Source organism: Ruegeria sp. YTSA072 (assembly GCF_059610285.1).
On record NZ_JBXWNI010000002.1, the window covers coordinates 126993 to 145554 of the forward strand.

Annotated in this window: 18 protein-coding genes; 9 read left to right on the forward strand and 9 right to left on the reverse strand. The window is 58.4% G+C overall.

Annotated elements, in window-relative coordinates; genetic code table 11:
• The first annotated feature begins 61 nt into the window (after positions 1-61).
• From AC2FIB_RS04830 to AC2FIB_RS04845, 4 genes are all read left to right on the forward strand, one after another.
• Positions 62-1834 (forward strand): SLC13 family permease, encoded by a 1773-nt coding sequence (locus tag AC2FIB_RS04830; RefSeq protein WP_496696013.1) that lies wholly within the window; start codon positions 62-64, stop codon positions 1832-1834.
• 16 nt (positions 1835-1850) lie between these two features.
• Positions 1851-2585: a glutamine amidotransferase gene (locus AC2FIB_RS04835; RefSeq protein ID WP_496734055.1), complete on the forward strand. Its 735-nt coding sequence runs from the start codon at positions 1851-1853 to the stop codon at positions 2583-2585.
• A gap of 72 nt (positions 2586-2657) precedes the next feature.
• On the forward strand, positions 2658-3515 hold the full coding sequence (locus AC2FIB_RS04840; protein ID WP_496734053.1) for a bile acid:sodium symporter family protein: 858 nt from the start codon (positions 2658-2660) through the stop codon (positions 3513-3515).
• Positions 3516-3526: 11 nt separating this feature from the next.
• On the forward strand, positions 3527-5188 hold the full coding sequence (locus AC2FIB_RS04845; RefSeq protein ID WP_496734051.1) for an FAD-binding dehydrogenase: 1662 nt from the start codon (positions 3527-3529) through the stop codon (positions 5186-5188).
• 14 nt (positions 5189-5202) lie between these two features.
• On the opposite strand, the gene AC2FIB_RS04850 is transcribed toward AC2FIB_RS04845, so the two are convergent.
• From AC2FIB_RS04850 to AC2FIB_RS04860, 3 genes are all read right to left on the reverse strand, one after another.
• Positions 5203-5943: a YbaY family lipoprotein gene (locus tag AC2FIB_RS04850; protein ID WP_496734049.1), complete on the reverse strand. Its 741-nt coding sequence runs from the start codon at positions 5941-5943 to the stop codon at positions 5203-5205.
• Between the two features lie 98 nt (positions 5944-6041).
• Positions 6042-7820, reverse strand: a complete 1779-nt coding sequence (locus AC2FIB_RS04855) for an SLC13 family permease (RefSeq protein WP_496734047.1) — start codon at positions 7818-7820, stop codon at positions 6042-6044.
• A gap of 90 nt (positions 7821-7910) precedes the next feature.
• Positions 7911-8726, reverse strand: a complete 816-nt coding sequence (locus AC2FIB_RS04860) for a TIGR00282 family metallophosphoesterase (protein WP_496841783.1) — start codon at positions 8724-8726, stop codon at positions 7911-7913.
• 89 nt (positions 8727-8815) lie between these two features.
• Here AC2FIB_RS04860 and AC2FIB_RS04865 point away from each other — a divergent pair, with 89 nt between their 5' ends.
• Positions 8816-9049, forward strand: a complete 234-nt coding sequence (locus AC2FIB_RS04865; protein ID WP_058275635.1) for a putative hemolysin — start codon at positions 8816-8818, stop codon at positions 9047-9049.
• Between the two features lie 5 nt (positions 9050-9054).
• Here AC2FIB_RS04865 and AC2FIB_RS04870 read toward each other — a convergent pair whose 3' ends face one another.
• Together AC2FIB_RS04870 and mgtE are read right to left on the reverse strand one after the other, a co-directional pair.
• Entirely contained in the window at positions 9055-9618 is a 564-nt protein-coding gene (locus tag AC2FIB_RS04870; protein ID WP_472723206.1) for a 5-formyltetrahydrofolate cyclo-ligase, read from the reverse strand.
• Positions 9615-11009 (reverse strand): magnesium transporter, encoded by a 1395-nt coding sequence (mgtE, locus tag AC2FIB_RS04875; protein ID WP_496734045.1) that lies wholly within the window; start codon positions 11007-11009, stop codon positions 9615-9617. The genes AC2FIB_RS04870 and mgtE overlap by 4 nt, the downstream gene beginning before the upstream one ends.
• 140 nt (positions 11010-11149) lie before the next feature.
• On the opposite strand from mgtE, the gene guaD reads away from it, so the two are divergent.
• Positions 11150-12439, forward strand: a complete 1290-nt coding sequence (gene guaD, locus AC2FIB_RS04880) for a guanine deaminase (protein WP_496734043.1) — start codon at positions 11150-11152, stop codon at positions 12437-12439.
• Here the strand turns inward: guaD and AC2FIB_RS04885 are convergent.
• From AC2FIB_RS04885 to AC2FIB_RS04895, 3 genes are all read right to left on the reverse strand, one after another.
• Positions 12436-13770 (reverse strand): 8-oxoguanine deaminase, encoded by a 1335-nt coding sequence (locus AC2FIB_RS04885; protein WP_496734042.1) that lies wholly within the window; start codon positions 13768-13770, stop codon positions 12436-12438. The two genes, guaD and AC2FIB_RS04885, sit on opposite strands and share 4 nt — an antisense overlap.
• A gap of 114 nt (positions 13771-13884) precedes the next feature.
• Positions 13885-14676 carry a histidinol-phosphatase gene (hisN, locus tag AC2FIB_RS04890; protein ID WP_496734040.1) on the reverse strand — a complete coding sequence of 264 codons (792 nt, stop codon included), beginning with the start codon at positions 14674-14676 and terminating at the stop codon, positions 13885-13887.
• A gap of 44 nt (positions 14677-14720) precedes the next feature.
• Positions 14721-15092: a helix-turn-helix domain-containing protein gene (locus tag AC2FIB_RS04895; protein WP_058275630.1), complete on the reverse strand. Its 372-nt coding sequence runs from the start codon at positions 15090-15092 to the stop codon at positions 14721-14723.
• Between the two features lie 320 nt (positions 15093-15412).
• Here AC2FIB_RS04895 and AC2FIB_RS04900 point away from each other — a divergent pair, with 320 nt between their 5' ends.
• Entirely contained in the window at positions 15413-16369 is a 957-nt protein-coding gene (locus AC2FIB_RS04900) for an NADPH:quinone oxidoreductase family protein (RefSeq protein ID WP_472723203.1), read from the forward strand.
• A gap of 8 nt (positions 16370-16377) precedes the next feature.
• On the opposite strand, the gene AC2FIB_RS04905 is transcribed toward AC2FIB_RS04900, so the two are convergent.
• Complete coding sequence (locus tag AC2FIB_RS04905) at positions 16378-17259, reverse strand: LysR family transcriptional regulator (protein WP_108859372.1); 882 nt, start codon at positions 17257-17259, stop codon at positions 16378-16380.
• Between the two features lie 127 nt (positions 17260-17386).
• Between AC2FIB_RS04905 and AC2FIB_RS04910 the strand changes: the two genes are divergently transcribed.
• Both AC2FIB_RS04910 and AC2FIB_RS04915 read left to right on the forward strand, forming a co-directional pair.
• The gene (locus AC2FIB_RS04910; protein WP_496734029.1) at positions 17387-17596 is read left to right on the forward strand and encodes a DUF1127 domain-containing protein; all 210 of its coding nucleotides are present in this window, start codon (positions 17387-17389) and stop codon (positions 17594-17596) included.
• Positions 17597-17776: 180 nt separating this feature from the next.
• A complete protein-coding gene (locus tag AC2FIB_RS04915) occupies positions 17777-18553 on the forward strand; it encodes a Bax inhibitor-1/YccA family protein (protein WP_496734027.1) in 777 nt (258 codons plus the stop codon).
• Positions 18554-18562 lie beyond the last annotated feature (9 nt).

An 18562-nucleotide genomic window follows, 5' to 3' on the forward strand; every position in this document is an offset into this window, starting at 1 on the left:
TGAGGGGCCAAGGATCAAGAGAGCGGCTTGCGACAGTCGCCGCGAAGGGTATGGTGGCCGCATGACGACAGACCAGATTATTCTTTTTTCCCTTTTCGCCACTGTGTTTGGAATGCTGCTTTGGGGGAAGTTTCGATACGATCTTGTGGCCTTCACCGCGCTATTGATCGGAGTTACGCTGGGTGTTGTGCCGGTCGATGACGCCTTTGCCGGGTTCGGACACCCCGCTACGATCATCGTCGCTTTGGTATTGGTTGTCTCGGCCGGGTTGGTGCGCTCCGGCGCTGTTTTCCTGATCACCCGCACACTGGTCGATGCCTCGCGCGGGCTTGGCGCGCACATCGCGCTGATGGGCGGGATTGGCGCTGTTCTGTCAGCTTTTATGAACAACGTGGCCGCGCTGGCGCTGCTGATGCCGGTCGATATCCAAACCGCGCGCAAGGCGGGGCGACCGGTCGGTCTGACCCTGATGCCGCTGAGTTTTGCCACTATTCTGGGCGGCATGGCCACGTTGATTGGAACGCCCCCTAACATCATCATCGCATCGATCCGGGCTGAGACCTTGGGTGAACCGTTCCGAATGTTCGATTTCGCCCCCGTTGGTGGATTGGCCGCGATTGCCGGGCTAGCATTTGTCGCGCTGGTCGGATGGCGGTTGATTCCCAATCGCGGAACACAGGAAGAGGCCTCGGAAACCCTTGCCGAATACATCGCGGAACTGACGGTCCCGCCAGAGTCGCCGCAAATCGGAAAACGTGTCAGCGAGCTTTATGAGGCCGCCGAGAAATCCGACGTGGCGATCATCGGCCTTATTCGAGATGGAAAACGGCGCTATGGCCGGTCGGCCCATGCTACAATAAAACCGGGCGACGCTTTGGTGCTGGAGGCCCGCCCCGAGGCGCTAGACGAATTTCGCACCGCGCTGAACCTCGATTTCTCAGATACCCGCCGTCAGGAATTGCTGACCGCCGAAGGGGACGGTCTTGAAGTGATTGAGGTAGTTGTGCCGCTAAACGCACGCGTCACCGGTCGCACCGCGCAAGGCCTGGGATTGGCCTGGCGTCAAAGCACCGTTTTGATGGGGATTTCACGTCAAGGGCGTCGCATTACCGAACAGGTCCGTAAAACTCAGATTGAGGCAGGCGACATTCTGTTGCTGCTATGCCCACGTGACCGCAGTGCCGATGTGACCGAATGGCTGGGGTGTTTGCCACTTGCTGAACGCGGTCTGAACGTCACCGCCAACGAAAAAGCGTGGCTTGCCATTGGCTTGTTTGGTGCAGCTGTTCTGGCGGCCAGTGTCGGGCTGATCTACCTGCCCATCGCTTTGGGGCTGGTCGTTGTCGCCTATGTTCTGACCAAGATCATGCCGATTGCCGATATCTACAATCATATCGAGTGGCCCGTTGTAGTTCTGCTGGGCTCGATGATCCCGCTAGGCAGCGCGTTGGAGACGTCAGGCGGCACGGAACTGATTGCGAACGCGTTGATTCAATTAACCGACGGGCTGCCTGCCTGGGCCATTCTGACCGTTTTGATGGTGGTCACCATGACCCTGTCAGACGTGCTGAACAACACGGCCACGGCCATTGTTGCGGCTCCGGTCGGCATCCAGATGGCCCGCACGCTTGAGGTTTCACCCGACCCGTTCCTGATGACGGTTGCCGTTGCTGCGTCAGCCGCGTTCCTGACGCCGATCGGGCACAAGAACAATACGTTGGTGCTGGGGCCCGGAGGGTATCAGTTTGGCGATTATTGGCGCATGGGGTTGCCGCTGGAAATCCTGATCATCGCCGTTTCCATTCCCGCCATCCTTGTGTTCTGGCCATTGTGACGGGTAAAGGCCTTTCATGAAACGTTTTCTGATCCTGCAACTGCGCCCGGAAACCGATGCCTCGGATGCCGAATATGCCTCGATCCTGGACAAAACGGGTCTGACCCCCAACCAGACCCATCGTATCCGATTGGATTGCGAAGCTTTGCCCGACGATCTGGATGTCACGGACTATGCCGGGGTGATCGTCGGCGGTGGACCGGGATGCGTCAGTGACGATCCTGCAACCAAATCGGAAACTGATGCACGTACCGAGGCGGCCATCATGGGATTGATGCCGCAGATCATCGCTCAGGATCATCCCTTTATGGGCTGTTGCTATGGGCTGGGCATTCTGGCCGCTCATCTTGGCGGTGACGTCAGCAAAGACAAGTACGGCGAACCTGTCGGGCCTTCGACCTGCCACCTGACCGAAGACGGGGCGCAAGACCCGCTGACGTCAGGGCTGACCGGAACATTCGACGCCTTCGTGGGTCACAAAGAGGCCGTGCAGGCACTGCCGGAAGGGTGCGTCCACCTGCTGGCCTCGGACCCCTGCCCGTTTCAAATGATCCGCTGGGGGCAGAATGTTTATGCTACGCAATTCCACCCCGAGGCGGACGCGCGCGATTTTGAGCAGCGCATCAATATCTACAAGAACCACGGCTATTTTCCGCCCGAAGACGCCCAGCGCCTGATCGACATTTGTCACGCAGCGGACGTCACGCAACCGGCCGAAATTCTCCGCAGATTTGCTGAACGCTATGGGTGACCCAACGGCGTTATTGCCTGATCCACGACCGCTCGCTTAGGGTAGCCCGAACGGCTTTGGGAGGAGTTGTTCTTGGATCTTCTAATTAATGTCGGCCTGCCGCTGTCGCTGGCCATTATCATGCTGTCTCTAGGCGTTGGGCTCGAAGTCGCCGATTTCCGCCGTGTCCTTAGCCGGCGCTATCCTTTCGCCATCGGCGCGTTGTGCCAGGTTGTGTTGCTGCCGGTCGCGGCATTTGTCACGGTCACACTGTTTGCGTTGCCACCCGAGATCGCTGTCGGCTTCATGATCCTCAGTTTTTGCCCCGGCGGTGTGACCAGCAACATCCTGTCGAAACTGGCCAAAGGTGATGTCGCCCTTTCGGTCAGTTTGACGGCCGTCATCAGCCTGCTTTCGATGGTCACCGTGCCCTTTCTTGCCGCGTGGTCAGTGAACTATTTCATGGGCGATGCGGCACCCGAGGTGTCCATCTCAGGGCTTGCGATCGCCATGTTCCTGATAACCACGCTACCCGTGGCGCTTGGCGTCACACTTCGCAGCTTTGCAACAGATTTTGCAAAGCGGATCGAGCCCGCGCTGTCCAAGCTTGCGACCGTATTGTTCGTGCTGATCGTTGTGGCTGCTCTGGCTGGAAATTGGCAGCTGTTTGTCGACAACCTCGGCGTCATGGGCGCTGGGTTGATCTCGTTGAACATCGCGCTTTTGCTGATCGGGTTGGGGCTGGCACGTGCCGCAAAGCTAACGTGGAACGAAAGCAAGACGGTCTCCATCGAAACCGGAATACAAAACTCGACTCTTGGGATTACACTGGCTGCATTGATCACGGCGACGGAAAGCGGGTTCAGCCCGTTGGCTCTGCCGTCGGCTGTGTACGGAATAACGATGTATGTTGTGGCCTTGCCCTTCATCCTTTGGTTCCGCAGCCGCTGAAAGGATAACACATGACGAATAACTCTGCCGATGCAATCGTCGTGGGCGCTGGGCTGGCCGGGTTGGCCGCCGCGGCCGAACTGGGCGACCGGGGCAAAAAGGTGATCGTGGTCGATCAGGAACCCGCGCATTTCCTGGGCGGTCAGGCATTCTGGAGCCTTGGCGGGCTCTTTATGGTCGACACGCCGGAACAGCGGCGCATGGGCATCAAGGACAGCTACGACCTTGCCTTGCGAGACTGGATGGGCAGCGCGCAGTTCGATCGTGACGAGGACGCATGGCCCCGCAAATGGGCCGAGGCCTATGTGGAATTTGCCGCTGGCGAGATGCGCCCTTGGCTGCATGACATGGGCCTGCGCTGGTTTCCAATTGTCGGTTGGGCTGAACGCGGTGGATCATACGCAGATGGTCATGGCAATTCTGTGCCCCGCTTTCATATCACCTGGGGCACCGGCCCAGGTGTTCTGGAACATTTCAAACGCCGAGTGCGTGACCATGTCAGCAATGGGTTGATCGAGCTTAAATTCCGCCATCAAGTCAGCCACATCATCATGCAGAACGGCGCGGCCAAGGGAGTGTCGGGCGAGGTTCTGGCCGACGACACCGCACCCCACGGCGCCAAGACCAACCGCGATGAAGTTGGCGAGTTCGAATTTTACGCCCCGGCCGTTATCGTCACGTCCGGCGGCATCGGAGGCAACTTTGAAATGGTGCGCAAAAGCTGGCCACGCGACCGTCTGGGCGAGCCGCCGAAGGACATGGTCGCTGGCGTGCCATTCCACGTCGATGGACGCATGATCGGTATCAGCGAAAAGGCTGGCGGTCATGTCATCAACGGCGACCGGATGTGGCATTATACCGAGGGCGTTCGTAACTGGAATCCGATCTGGCCATCGCACGGCATTCGCATTCTGCCCGGCCCAAGCTCGATGTGGTTCGACGCCGAAGGCAACCGGTTGAAGCCGCCATGCCTGCCGGGTTTTGATACGTTAGGAACGTTAAAGGAAATCCTGAAGACCGGCCATGAATACAGCTGGTTCGTTCTGACCCAGAAAGTGATCAAAAAGGAATTCGCCCTATCCGGGTCCGAACAGAACCCCGACATGACCGACGGCGGTTGGAAAGAGGTTCTGTTCCAACGTATCCTGACAGGCTCCAAGGCCACTGCTCCGGTCGAGGCGTTCAAGGAGCACGGCGAAGACTTCATCGTCGCCAATACCTTGACCGAGCTTGTTAACGGGATGAACCATCTGGGCGGAGGCCTGATCGACGAGGCGCACCTGCGCGCCCAGATCGAGGCGCGCGATTCCCAGATCGACAACCCGTTCACCAAGGATGCGCAGATGGCCGCCATTCTGGCCGCGCGCAACTACCGTGGCGACAAACTGATCCGAACCGCCAAGCCGCACAAGTTCCTTGATCCGGCCAATGGCCCGCTGATCGCGGTGAAACTGCACGTGCTGACGCGCAAGACGCTGGGTGGGCTTCAGACCAATCTGGACAGTCAGATGGTGGGCGCAGACGGTCAGGTCGTTCCTGGCCTGTTCGCAGCCGGAGAGGTCGCGGGTTTCGGTGGCGGTGGCTATCACGGCTATAACGCGCTCGAAGGTTCATTCCTGGGCGGCTGCATTTTCTCCGGCCGCAATGCAGGGCGCTCAAGGGCCGTCGCGTGACGGCCCCTTAAACCCTACTGTTCACGGGCAAACTGAACGACGGATTGCCCAGCACTGTCCAGCAACACCAGCGTATCGCCTTTGAACGCATATGCTGTCACCCCTTGTAGGGCTTTGAAAAATTGCCGCTCAACTTCATCCAGTGGGGGCGGACAGGCCATCAGGGTGGCAGCCATGTTGTCGGGGAATTCAATATTGTTGCCCGCAATCTCGGCTTGGCCGGAAAACCGGTTACATCCACCGCTGCCTGAGAACGCGCCATCATTGGCGAATGAAAGTGCGGGGCGCCTTTCGATCTCAAGTGCTGCGCCATTCAGGCCGGTTGCAGTCCAGTTGGTGTTCTCCAGCACGGCTGCCCCGGGCGGTTGTACTTTGACCAGCATCAGATCGGTCGTGTTCCCGGCCCCATTCGTCAGAACAGGGTAGGCAGTATCGGTTGTGAACAACAGCTTGTCGCCCTGAAAGATCGAACCACGCACCACGTAGCGCATCCCCTCTTGAATAAGGGCGTCGTCATAGCTCAGCTCGAATTGTGCTGGCACTCCGGTCAGCGCATAGCGCTTTGCCGACAGGGTCACCGACGGTGCGTCCGCGCGCGAGACGTCTTGCAATTGCACGTAAAGCGTCGCATCCGGAGGTACGGCGATACGCTCGCGATATGCTGCAGTGCCTTCGATCGTTCCGCCGATGGCCGCGCCGCTCAGCAGGACTGATGTGGCCGCAACTGTAAGCGCGGTATATCCGGTCTTGAGCATTGGCGTGCTCCTTTTCGCAAAATCACTTATTCAAAACATTGTATGAGGTTTTGATTTTACAAGGACTTCGCCGGAAAACCAGCGGTTCCGTGCCGAACTCAAAGCGGCCAAATCAGAGGGATCAACAGCGAAGCCAGCAAACCCACGGTCAGATTTAGCGGCACGCCAACCTTCAGAAAATCTGTGAACCTGTACCCACCGGGGCCGTAAACCATCATGTTGGTCTGATATCCGATCGGCGTCGCAAATGAAGCCGAGGCTGCCACCATGACCGCCACGACCAGCGGGCGCGGATCAACGCCCACTGCCTGCGCCAAACCGATGGCAATCGGCGTCACCACAACCGCCACTGCGTTATTCGACACCAGCTCTGTCAGCACAGAGGTCAGCAAATAGACCGCCCAGATAATCAGGAATGGTGGCAGGGCACCAAGACCTGGCGCCACGGCTTCGACAATCAAGGAAACTGCGCCTGATTTGTCCAGGGCCGCACCTATGGCCAGCATAGAGAAGATCAGGGCCAGCAATCTTCCTTCGACAAAGGAAAACGCCTCATCCGCGTCGATGCAGCGTGTAATCAAAACAACCGCAACAGCCAGGACCGACAACAGCAGGATGGGCGCAACGCCCAGCGCGGCCAGCACAACGATCCCGGTCAGCGCCCCGATGGCAATCGGCGCGTGGCTGCGGCGAAATGCGCGGGCCGAAGGTTGGGTCACATCGACCATATCCATATCAGCAGCCAGCTTCCGAATATCTGCTGGTGATCCCTCCAGTAGCAGCGTGTCACCGACCCGCACGACCAGATCATCCAATTGCCGCCCGATATTCTGGTTTCTCCGATGCACCGCCAGAACGTAAACGCCATAACGGCGGCGTAAACGCATCGCGCCCAACGTCCGCCCCACCATGCGGCAACCCGGAGTGATCAGCACCTCGACCGTTTTTGTCTCAACCGCCGAGACCTGATCGACGCGCTTAAGCTCCTTGTTGGTTTGCAGGCTCAGCAGTTCCGTCATCTCAGTCCGAAGAACGACACGGTCGCCAACTTTCAAAGCGACGCCCTTGAGGTTGCGCCGCAACGACTCGTCGCCGCGCACGACGTCGATCAGGCGCACGCCAGGACGTTTGAACAACTGCACGCCCGTCACCTCACGTCCGATCAGGTTGCTGTCGGGGGGAATGACAGCCTCGGTAAAGAACTTCATCTTCGACCGATCGCTAAGCATTGTCGCCATGCTGTCCCGTTCCGGCAGCAGGCGCGGCGCGACAAACCGCAGGTAGAACATGCCGTAAATGACCAGCGCGATGCCCAAGGGTGTGACCTCGAATATCGTAAACGGGGTCATCCCCTGGGCCCGCGCGACACCATCAACCAACAGGTTGGTCGAGGTCCCGATCAGGGTCAGCGTACCACCCAGAATGGCCGCATAACTAAGCGGGATCAGCAGTTTCGAGGCCGACACGTTCAGCGTCCGCGCGATCTGAACGAATACGGGGATCATGACGACCACTACGGGCGTGTTTGAAACCACCGCCGAGGCAAAGACAACAAAGGCCATCAGCGTCGCGATTGCGATCTTGGGACTTACCTGTGCCTGCTTCTGTGCGGTCGATGTGAATGCGTCCAGTGCTCCGGTGCGCACCAATGCTCCCATGATGATAAACATCGCGGCAATCGTCCAAGGGGCCGGATTTGACAGAACGGCAAGTGCGCTTTGGTAAGGCAGAATGCCCGTCACCAGCATCACGGCCACGCCACCGATTGCGACCACTTCGGTCGGGTAGGATTCGCGCAGGAACATGATGAACATGCCTGCAACGACCAACAGCGCCAGTATCGCGCTTCCCATTTCTGTCAGTTGAAGGAATTGCATTCTTGGTATTCTGTCCGAACCCTGGCCTGGCTTACGCGCCCGTCAGGCAGTTTCACGCATTGCGCGCGACAGAGCAAGCCTGACTTGCCCTTACTGTGGGCCAGCTTGCTGTAGACGCCCACCAACGCGCACCATTTGAACAGATTTCGCCTGACCGTCACGGTCATCGGTTTCAACGACCACACCGCTCAGCGTTGCCTCGCCATTAGCCGGCGTGAACCGGGCCTTGGGCATGCCAGTGATAAACCGGCGCATCGGTTCCAGCTTGTCCATGCCGATGACCGAGTCATAATCGCCGCACATGCCCGCATCCGTCAGATAGGCCGTGCCACCCGGCAGGATTTGCGCATCCGCAGTCGGCACATGGGTATGCGTGCCCACCACAAGGCTGGCGCGTTTGTCGCAATAGTGCCCCATGGCCATTTTTTCGGACGTCGCTTCACAGTGCATATCAACGATGATCGCCTGCGCCTGCCCACCACGCGGGTGCGATTTCAGGATTGGTTCAATAGCCGAGAACGGATCATCAAAGGGGCGTTTCATGAAGACTTGGCCCAAAACCTGAACAACCAGAACCTTGCGTCCGCCCGGCGCGGTGTACAACCGATGACCCCTGCCCGGCGCGCCCTTGGCAAAGTTCACCGGGCGCACAATACGGGGTTCACTTTCGATGAATTGCAGCATGTCTTTCTGGTCGAACGCGTGGTCGCCAAGCGTCAGGCAATCGGCCCCGGCATCCAGCAACAGCTTTGCGTGATCCCCGGTCAGACCCATCCCGTTCGAGGCGTTTTCGCCATTCACCACGACAAAATCCAGGCGCCATTCGTCGCGCAAGCGCGGTAAATGTTGCTGAATGGCCGCGCGCCCGGCGCGGCCCATGACGTCACCCAGAAAAAGTATTCTCATCCTTAACGTCCTAAGTGTGGTATCCGACAAGCACAAGTGGTTAAGCTGGCAGAATAAACCGCCAAAGAACATAATGCAGGAGATTTCCCATGCGCCTTGCCCTTCTGACCGCCGCCAGTTTGACCGCGCTTTCAGCTTGCGACCAGCCTGCTTCAAACGACTCGTCCACCCAGCTGGCGAACCCGGCAGCAACCTTTTGCGTTGAAAGCGGCAATCGTTACGAAATCCGAGATGGCGAAGGCGGCCAGATTGGCATCTGCATCCTGCCCGACGGCACCGAAGTGGACGCGTGGGAGTACTTTCGCGAAAACAGCCCGACCTGAGGCGGTCAGGCCGAGAACGTCAGTACTCGGCTTTCAGTGATGACCATATCCAACGTCTGATCCGTGGGTTCCAACGGCAGCCCCTCGGCCTCTTGTGCGTCAAAGGCAAAGCCGATGGCCAGTGTGGGGCGCTTGGCGCGCAATCCCTCTAGCGTGCGGTCATAAAAGCCACCGCCATATCCCAGTCTTCCGCCTTGCGCGTCAAAAGCAACCAGCGGCACAACCAGAATCTCGGGGTCAAAATAATCGTCAATCTCGGGAACCTTGGCGCCGAACGGGCCGTCTTTCAACACGCCCTCGGGCGTCCAGCGCGAAAACCGCAACGCTTGTCCGGCGGCCTGAATGACTGGCACACCGACCGGACCATAAGCCGCGGCCTCGGCCATAGCAGGCAAAGGATCAATTTCGGTGCGGATCGGCATGTACCCCGACATCGGGACGCCGCGATGCCCCGCAAGCACTTCGGACAAACGTCCGGCTGCACCCGGCAAACGCGCATCGAATGCAACCTTCCGGCGCGCAAATGCCGCCTTACGGGCGACGGCCTTGATTTCAGTCAGATCGGTCACAGAAGCACCACGCTGGCAAGCCCAAGGAAGATGAAGAACCCCATGACATCCGTTGTGGTGGTCACGAAGGTCCCTGACGCCAGCGCCGGGTCAATGCCCAAACGATCCAGCACAACCGGTACTACCGTACCTGCGAAGCCTGCGATCGCCATATTCACGACCAAGGCCGAGCCGATCACGACACCCAGCAAGGGTGAATCGAACCACATCATGCCGACAGTCCCCAAAACGGTCGCGAAGCACAGACCATTAAGCACGCCCACAAGCAATTCTCGCCGGATAACACGCGCCACGTTCGATCCGGTCAGGTCGCGCGTTGCAAGCGCCCGCACTGCAACCGTCAGCGACTGCGTCCCGGCATTCCCCCCCATCGAGGCAACGATTGGCATCAGGATTGCCAGTGCCACCAACTGATTGATCGCCGCTTCGAACTGCGAGATGACCAGTGACGCGCATATTGCGGTACACAGGTTGACGGCCAGCCAAGGCAGGCGCCGCCTGCTGGTTGCGGCGACACTGTCGGACAACGAGCTTTCGTCGCTGACACCGGCAAGGCGTAACATGTCCTCTTCGTATTCTTCATCCAGAACAACCATGGCGTCATCAATGGTAATCACGCCGACCAAACGCCCATCAGCATCAACCACCGGGGCGGAAATCAGGTGGTACTGGTTAAAGGCGTAGGCCACATCCTCTTCGTCCTGATCGACGGGAATGGTGTGAAATTCCTCTTCGGCGATGTCGTGCAACGGCACCTCGCGCCGGGTTGCCATCAGCTTGCCCAAGGTTACCTGCGCGACTGGTTTCAGTCGCGGATCAACTAGAACAACGTGGTAGAATTGTTCCGGCAGGTCATCATTGGCGCGCATGAAATCGATAGTCTGCCCCACGGTCCAATGCTCGGGCGACATAACCACCTCGCGCTGCATGAGGCGACCGGCTGAGTTTTCCGGATAAGACAGCGCCTGTTCCGCGGCGAGCCGCTCGGAATCTTCCAGCGCGTCCAGGATGGCTTCTTGCTGCGGCTCTTCAAGGTCTTCCAGCAGGTCAACGACGTCATCGCTTTCCATGTCCCGCACGGCGTCGGCCAGGACGTCGGGGCGCAGGACGCTGATAACCTCTTCGCGGACGGACTCATCCAGTTCGGATAAGATATCGCCGTCAAATTCCTTGTCGTAAAGACGGATCAAACGCCCACGGTCATAGGGATTAATCTGTTCAAGGAGGTCAGCAATGTCCGCAGGGTGCAGCGGCTCCATCAGCTCGATCAGCTTGTCGCGATCTTCCACATCAACCGCATACAGGATCGCGGCAACTGTCCGGCGATCCAGCGCATAGACGTCTTCCTCGCTGGCGGAATCGATTACGGGTTCATCATAGCCTGTCGTCATGTCTGCCCCCGGTTGGTTCGCGCATTGACCCCTAATTAGAAGAAGCAGCTACCGGAAAACAATGACAATGCGCCGATTTACCGACAAGTTTCGCCCCACTATGCTGTTTCGCAGTCCCATACAGGCGGAGATGAACGGAAATGGCGCAAAAAACGCTGCTGAAAGGGCGTGCCCTGAGCTTCAACGGATCACCATTCGAAGGTGAGCCGACAGAGGCTGTGACAATCAGCGAAGCGGTCCTGATCGAAGACGGCCGCATATCTGCAGTCGGCGAGGCCGACAGCTTGATATCCGCGAACCCGGATGCCGAAGTCGTAAACCACGGTCAGCACGTGATTATGGCTGGCTTTATAGATGCGCATGTCCATTACCCGCAGACCGCGATGATCGCCAGCTGGGGCAAGCGCCTGATCGACTGGCTGAACACATATACCTTCCCCGAGGAAATGAAGTTCGGGAATCCCGACTATGCAGCCGAGATCGCCGATCGTTATCTCGACCTGACGGCCTCGCACGGCACCACAACGATGTGCAGTTTCTGCACCATTCACCCCGAAAGTGTCGATGCGTTCTTCACGGCTGCCCAACAACGCGGGCAACGTGTTGTGGCGGGGAAAACCTGCATGGACCGCAATGCGCCCGAAGGGCTGCGGGATACTCCGCAGACGGCCTATGACCAATCGCAGGCGCTGCTTGAGAAGTGGCACGGTGTCGACCGGATATCCTACGCCATCACACCGCGGTTCTCCCCCACATCCACGCCCGAGCAGCTTGAGGCGATGGGCGCTCTGTGGGCCGAACACCCGCATTGCCTGATGCAAACGCACCTGAGCGAGCAGACAGACGAAATCTCATGGGTTCGTGAGCTTTTCCCTGATGCGAGGGACTATCTGGATACCTACGAAAAGTTCGGGCTGCTGGGGTCGCATGGCGTTTACGGCCATGTCATCCACCTGGAATCGCGTGAACGCGATCGGCTGCGCGAGGTTGACGCCTCACTGATCCATTGCCCAACCTCGAACACCTTTATCGGATCCGGCTTGTTCGACATGGACGGGCTGATGCGCGAAGGGCACCGGGTTGGTCTGGCAACAGATACCGGCGGTGGGTCGAGCTTTTCAATGCTGCACACGATGGCTTCGGCCTATGAAATCGGGCAACTGCGCGGCTCGCCCCTGCACGCGGCGCAACTGCTGTGGCTGGGAACGGTTGGCTCGGCGCGTACGCTGCGGATGGATGATTGCATCGGCAATGTCGCACCGGGGATGGAGGCTGATCTGGTCGTTCTCGACCTAGCCTCAACCCCTGCAATTGCCCAGCGTGAAGCCTGCGCCGATGATCTGTGGGAGGCGATCTTTCCCACGATCATGATGGGCGACGACCGGGCGATTGCCGAGGTTTGGATCGCCGGTCGCCGCGTGTCTTCCTAAGCCTGCAAAGCGCGCGCCAATTGGGTCTGCCGTTCGATCACGCGCGGCAGGTCCAACGTCGTGACATGCCCGTCGCGCACGATCTGGCGGCCTTCGACAAACAGGTGTTTCACCTTCATTGGTCCGGCCAGCAGCAGTGCGGCCGGGTCCCAACTGCCCGCGCTTTCGATCCCGCGCGTGTCCCATATGGCAATGTCGGCGCGCTTGCCGGGCTCTAGCCGACCACAATCAGGGCGGTTCAGCACGTCTGCCCCGCCGCGCGTCGCGATTTCCAGCGCTTCACGCGAGGACATGGCATCCGCACCTCTGGCAACGCGCTGCAGCAACATGGCCTGTCGAGCCTCGAGGATCAGACTGCCGTTATCGTTGCTGGCCGAACCGTCGGCGCCCAGACCCACCGGAACCCCGTGATCACGCATGGTTCGAACCGGTGCGATACCGGACCCCAAGCGGCAGTTTGAGCACGGGCAATGCGCCACGCCCGTTTGGGTTCTGGCGAAAAGATCAATCTCGGCCCCGTCCAGTTTCACGCAATGCGCGTGCCAGACGTCTGATCCGGTCCAACCCAGATCTTCGGCATATTGACCAGGGCGGCACCCGAACTGCGCCTGCGAATACGCTATATCTTCATCATTTTCCGCCAGATGAGTGTGCAGCATCACACCCTTGTCGCGCGCAAGGATTGCTGTGTCGCGCATCAGGTCCCTGCTGACGGAAAACGGAGAGCAAGGTGCCAACCCTACCCGGCACATCGCCCCATCGGATGGATCATGAAACGCGTCAACCACGCGGGTCATGTCGTCGAGGATATCGGACTCCACCTCGACCAATGCATCTGGCGGCAACCCGCCGTCGCTTTCCCCGATACTCATTGCGCCGCGGGTCGGATGGAATCGCAGACCAATTTCGGCGGCGGCAGCGATCGTATCGTCCAGGCGCGCGCCGTTGGGGTACAGGTAAAGGTGGTCAGAGCTGAGCGTACAGCCCGACAGAGCCAATTCAGCCAGGCCAATCTGAGCCGACACAAACATCTCTTCAGGGCCGAAACGAGACCAGATCGGATAGAGTGTCTGCAACCATCCGAACAGCAATGCATCCTGCCCGCCCGGCACAGCCCGCGTCAGGGTTTGGTACAGATGGTGATGGGTATTCACCAGCCCGGGCGTCACAACACAACCCGCAGCATCGTGGATCTCACCGTCGGTTTGCAAGTTGTGGCCGATCTGCGCGATCTGCCCCCCCACGATCAGAATGTCTGCGCCTGACAACTCTTGCCACGCGTCATCCATCGTCAGAATGGTATCTGCATTTTTGATAAGGATTTCGGTCAATTCGCCCTCCTGCAACAGCCCGTCTCATGCAAGAAGTGCAAAGGCTGGCGGAAAACGGGCATAAGAACCAGCCGCGTAGAACCTACCCGACCGGCCAAATTGCGGCAACCAGTTTCAATAGTTGCGCAGGATTTCCAGTGCGACCGCGTGCAGCTCGGGATTCGCCGCCGCCAGAGCCCGCCCGCCATTATGGGCCGGACCGCCCCGCCAGTCAGTCACAACCCCACCAGCAGCCTCGATCACTGCAATGGGGGCCTGAATGTCATAGGCGTTCAGGCTGGATTCGATCACCAGATCAACCTGCCCCGCCGCCACCAGCGCATAGGCATAACAATCCATGCCATAACGGGTCAACTTTGCTTGCCGGGCCACCGCTTCGAACCCTGCGCGGTCCTCAGGTGTGCCAACCTCTGGGAAAGTCGTAAAAACAACCGCCTGATCCAAGGCGGATGTCGAGCGTGTCTTCAACGGTGCCGTTCCGGATGGGCCGGTGACCTGCGCGATATCCGCCGAACCCACAAACCGTTCGCCGATATAGGGTTGGTCGATCACCCCCATAATCGGGCCGTCAGTTGTGCTGAGAGCAATCAGAACCCCCCAAGTCGGAGTACCGCTGATAAAACCGCGGGTACCGTCGATGGGGTCCAGAACCCAAGTCCGGCCGCTGGAGCCTTCTTCGCGACCAAACTCTTCGCCGAATATGCCATCTTCGGGCCGATAGCGCGCCAGAACCGCACGCATCGCCTTTTCGGCGTTTCGGTCGGCTATAGTGACGGGGTCAAACCCATCATCCAATTTGTTCGTGGTGTCCAGATTAGTTTGCCGGAAATACGGAAGAATGGCCGCACGCGCCGCGTCGGCCATTTCTTCTGCAATTTCCAGATCGCTTAGAGAGGTCTCTTGCATGCGTAACCCGTGAGGCGCGCACGGTTTGAAGTCAACCCGCTAATTTATGCGACGTCGCTAAGAACCCGCGCCAGCTCAAAAAGGCGGCGACGTTGGTTTTCGGGAATCGCGTAATAGGACCGCACGAGGTCCAGCGCTTCCTTGTCCCCCATCAGATCGGCAGGAACCGACTTTTTGCCTGATGTTTCTTTTTCGGCCTCTTCCAGACCTTCAAAGAAAAAGCTGACGGGAACGTCCAATGCCTCGGCAATGTCCCACAGGCGAGACGCGCTGATCCGGTTGGCCCCAGTTTCATACTTTTGAATTTGTTGAAACTTAATACCAACTTGCTGCGCCAACTGCTGCTGGGTCATGCCAATCAGCCAGCGGCGATGCCGGACGCGCTTGCCCACATGGACATCGACGTGATGGGTCATTGGTATTCTCCTCTTTTACACACAACTACTAGGGGCGCGCGTTGCTTTTTATCGCAACACTAGCGAGTCGCACTTAACCACTCCCTAATTTGGAACATACCCCCAAAACAGCACCATAGCGCAATATTGCCGCATTTGGGTAATTTTTCAAGAAGGTTGAATTCGTTTCCGGTCACAAAGATTTAAGGTTGTGTGTTTTTGACGCTTCGATGCGTATTGCACCCGCTGTCGGGCACCCGAAAGCAACCAATGCGCCCGGAGAAATGATTGACAAACCCTGGCTGAAAAGAATCTATGCCCCAAAATTACGGAGCGCGATCATGCAGGCATTCACGATTCAATCCCAGGGAAGCGCGGCCCAATTGGCTGATATTGACCTTCCCGAACCCGGCACGGGGCAAGTGCGCATCGCGATCAAAGCCTGCGGATTGAATTTTGCCGACCTGCTAATGCAGAAGGGTACGTATCAGGACACGCCCGAGGCTCCGTTCACGCTGGGTATGGAAGTTGCGGGCGTTGTCGACAAGCTGGGTAACGGTGTTACGCGCCTGAATGTCGGCGACCGCGTGGCCGTATATTCCGGTCAGGGTGGGCTGGCGGAATATGGCGTTTTTGATGCGAGCCGCGCGATACCCCTGCCCGACGCAATTAGCTTTGAAAATGCAGCGGCGATTCAGATCGCTTACGGCACCAGCCACATCGCTCTGGATCACCGGGCACATCTGCGACCTGGCGAAACCCTTTTGGTGACCGGGGCCGCAGGTGGGGTTGGACTTACCGCCGTCGAAATCGGCAAGCTTATGGGCGCGACGGTAATTGCCCATGCGCGCGGGCAGGAAAAACTGGATGTGGCCCGCGCGGCTGGTGCGGATCACCTGATCGACGCCTCGGAAGACTTGCGCGCACGCGTCAAGGAACTGGGCGGCGCGGATGTCGTCTATGACGCTGTCGGAGGGGATGTCTTCAAAGCCGCGTTCCGGGCAACCAACCCCGAAGGGCGTCTGTTACCCATCGGGTTTGCGGGCGGCGACGTCCCCCAAATTCCGGCCAACCATCTGTTGGTGAAAAACCTGACAGTGATTGGGTTTTACATCGGCGGCTATTTGAAGTTCCGGCCGCAGATCGTTCAGGACAGCTTTGACACGCTGTTCGGCTGGCTTGCCGAGGGTCGGATCAAGCCGCATATCAGCCACGTACTTCCGTTGGCCGAGGCCGACAAAGGCATGCAGTTGCTGCGCGATCGCGTGGCCACCGGCAAAGTGGTTATTTCTCCCTGACGGGCGCTTTAACCCACGACAGCCTTGAGCGGTGCACTGCCCAGCATACGAAAATTCTGACGCACCAGCGCAGCCAGCGCTTCGACGACGGCGCCGCGCCCGGTCTCGCCTCCGTACAGATTGATCATGTGGGCGGGCAGTTCCGGCAATGCCCCTCCGGTATCAATCTGTTCAAGATGTGCGGGTTCGGTCCCGTCCAGCATCGCGTGAACAGCCAGATCCGCGCTGACGGTCGCCTCGATCGTGCGGTCGTTTTCTGTTTCGACTGACAGTTCCCACGGGATACCTTCCGCATCAAGGGCCGAGATCATCTGGGGCCGAAACGCGCATCGCCGCCCAACAGCCAGCGGAATCGGGTTCTTACGCCATGCTGACCCGCCTGGCGCCCCAATCCACCGTAAGGGCAGTTCCGCGACGGTCTCAGATCCGTCACTGGCTGAGGCTTCGGTTGTCAGGATCAAATCGCACTCGCCGCGTTTGAACATTTCTTTCAGCTGAAGGGAATATGACGAAATCAGCTGCACCCGAACCCGCGGGAAGTCAGCGTTGAAACGCTGCAATACCCGCGGAATGGCCGGGTAGACGATGTCATGCGGAACGCCCAGAACGACCTCGCCTTCATAGGCCTGATCCGTGAGCTTTGAGATTACTTCGTCATTCAGTGCGATCATGCGCCGGGCATAGGCCAGTAGCTGTTCACCGGATGCAGTCAACGCAATTGTGCGCCCACTACGGTCCAACAATTCAAGGCCCAGCAGCTCTTCCAACCGCTTCAACTGCATCGACACAGCGGATTGCGTCAGATGCAGAAATCCGGCTGCCCGTGTGACGCCGCCTTGGTCAGCAACGGCAACGAAGGAACGGAGCGTGGTGATATCCAAATTTCGCATGTTCACAAATCCTTATGCATCTCTTCATAAATATTCATTTTCAAAATGTGACATGTTGCGCCATATAAATCAAGGAAGTTGATGGAAACACGATCAACCATCATGAAACAGAGAAAGGACAATAAATATGACCCAAATTGCAATCAAACAGCGCTGCACACCGCAGCGTCGCTCTTTGTTGTCCTCGCTTCGGGATGCCCTCTCCCTTCTGCGTCAGCGCAAAACGCTTGCCAGACTTGATGATCGCGCCCTGGAAGACATCGGTATCACCCGCCAACAGGCCGAAGCCGAGGCGTCACGATCCATTTGGGATGCGCCGGAGTTCTGGCAAAAGTGATTCGACACCGCACCTTTTCTCAGTAAATGGCAGCGCGAACCGTCGGGCTGCCGTTTTTGTTGCGTGTTTTAGCCAGTTTCGGCCGTTAAACCCTTGAAACACAGCCCGCACTTGCCGATATTTGCGGGGAATGGGGTCAACATCGTGGCCCGACAAGAAATATGCAAAGGGAGACCCTTAATGGCACAATTTGACACGATCCGGACGGCGACCGGTGCGCGCGCTGCCCAGATTGACGAGGGCCTGCGCGCCCATATGAACAAAGTCTACGGCACGATGTCTGTGGGCATGCTGATTACATTCATGGCGGCCTGGGCCATTTCCGGCCTTGCAACCACAACCGACCCGTCGGCTGCGGTCGGGCAAATCAACTCGGGCACCTATCTGACGTCGCTGGGTGCCGCGATCTATACCTCGCCGCTGCGCTGGGTGATCATGTTTGCACCGCTGGCGTTCATCTTTGGCTTTAGCGCCGGGATCAACCGCCTGTCCGCCTCAGCTGCGCAGCTGGTGTTCTATGCATTCGCAGCGGTGATGGGCCTGTCGATCAGCTGGATTTTCATTGCCTTTACAGGCATGTCGATCATTCAGGTGTTCCTGATTACTTCGATCGCCTTCGCTGGGCTGTCCTTGTACGGCTACGTCACCAAGAAAGACCTGTCTGGAATGGGTACCTTCCTGATCATGGGTCTGATTGGCCTGATCGTGGCGATGGTTGTAAACATCTTCCTGCAGTCACCCGCGATGATGTACGCGATCTCGGTGATCGGCGTTCTGATCTTTGCTGGTCTGACCGCCTATGACACCCAGAAGATCAAAACCACCTACCTGCAGATGGCCCATTCGGGCGACCAGGAATGGTTGGGTAAAGCCGCGATCATGGGCGCGCTGAGCCTGTATCTGGACTTTATCAACATGTTCATGTTCCTGCTGCAGTTGTTCGGCAACCGCGAATAAGACAGCCGG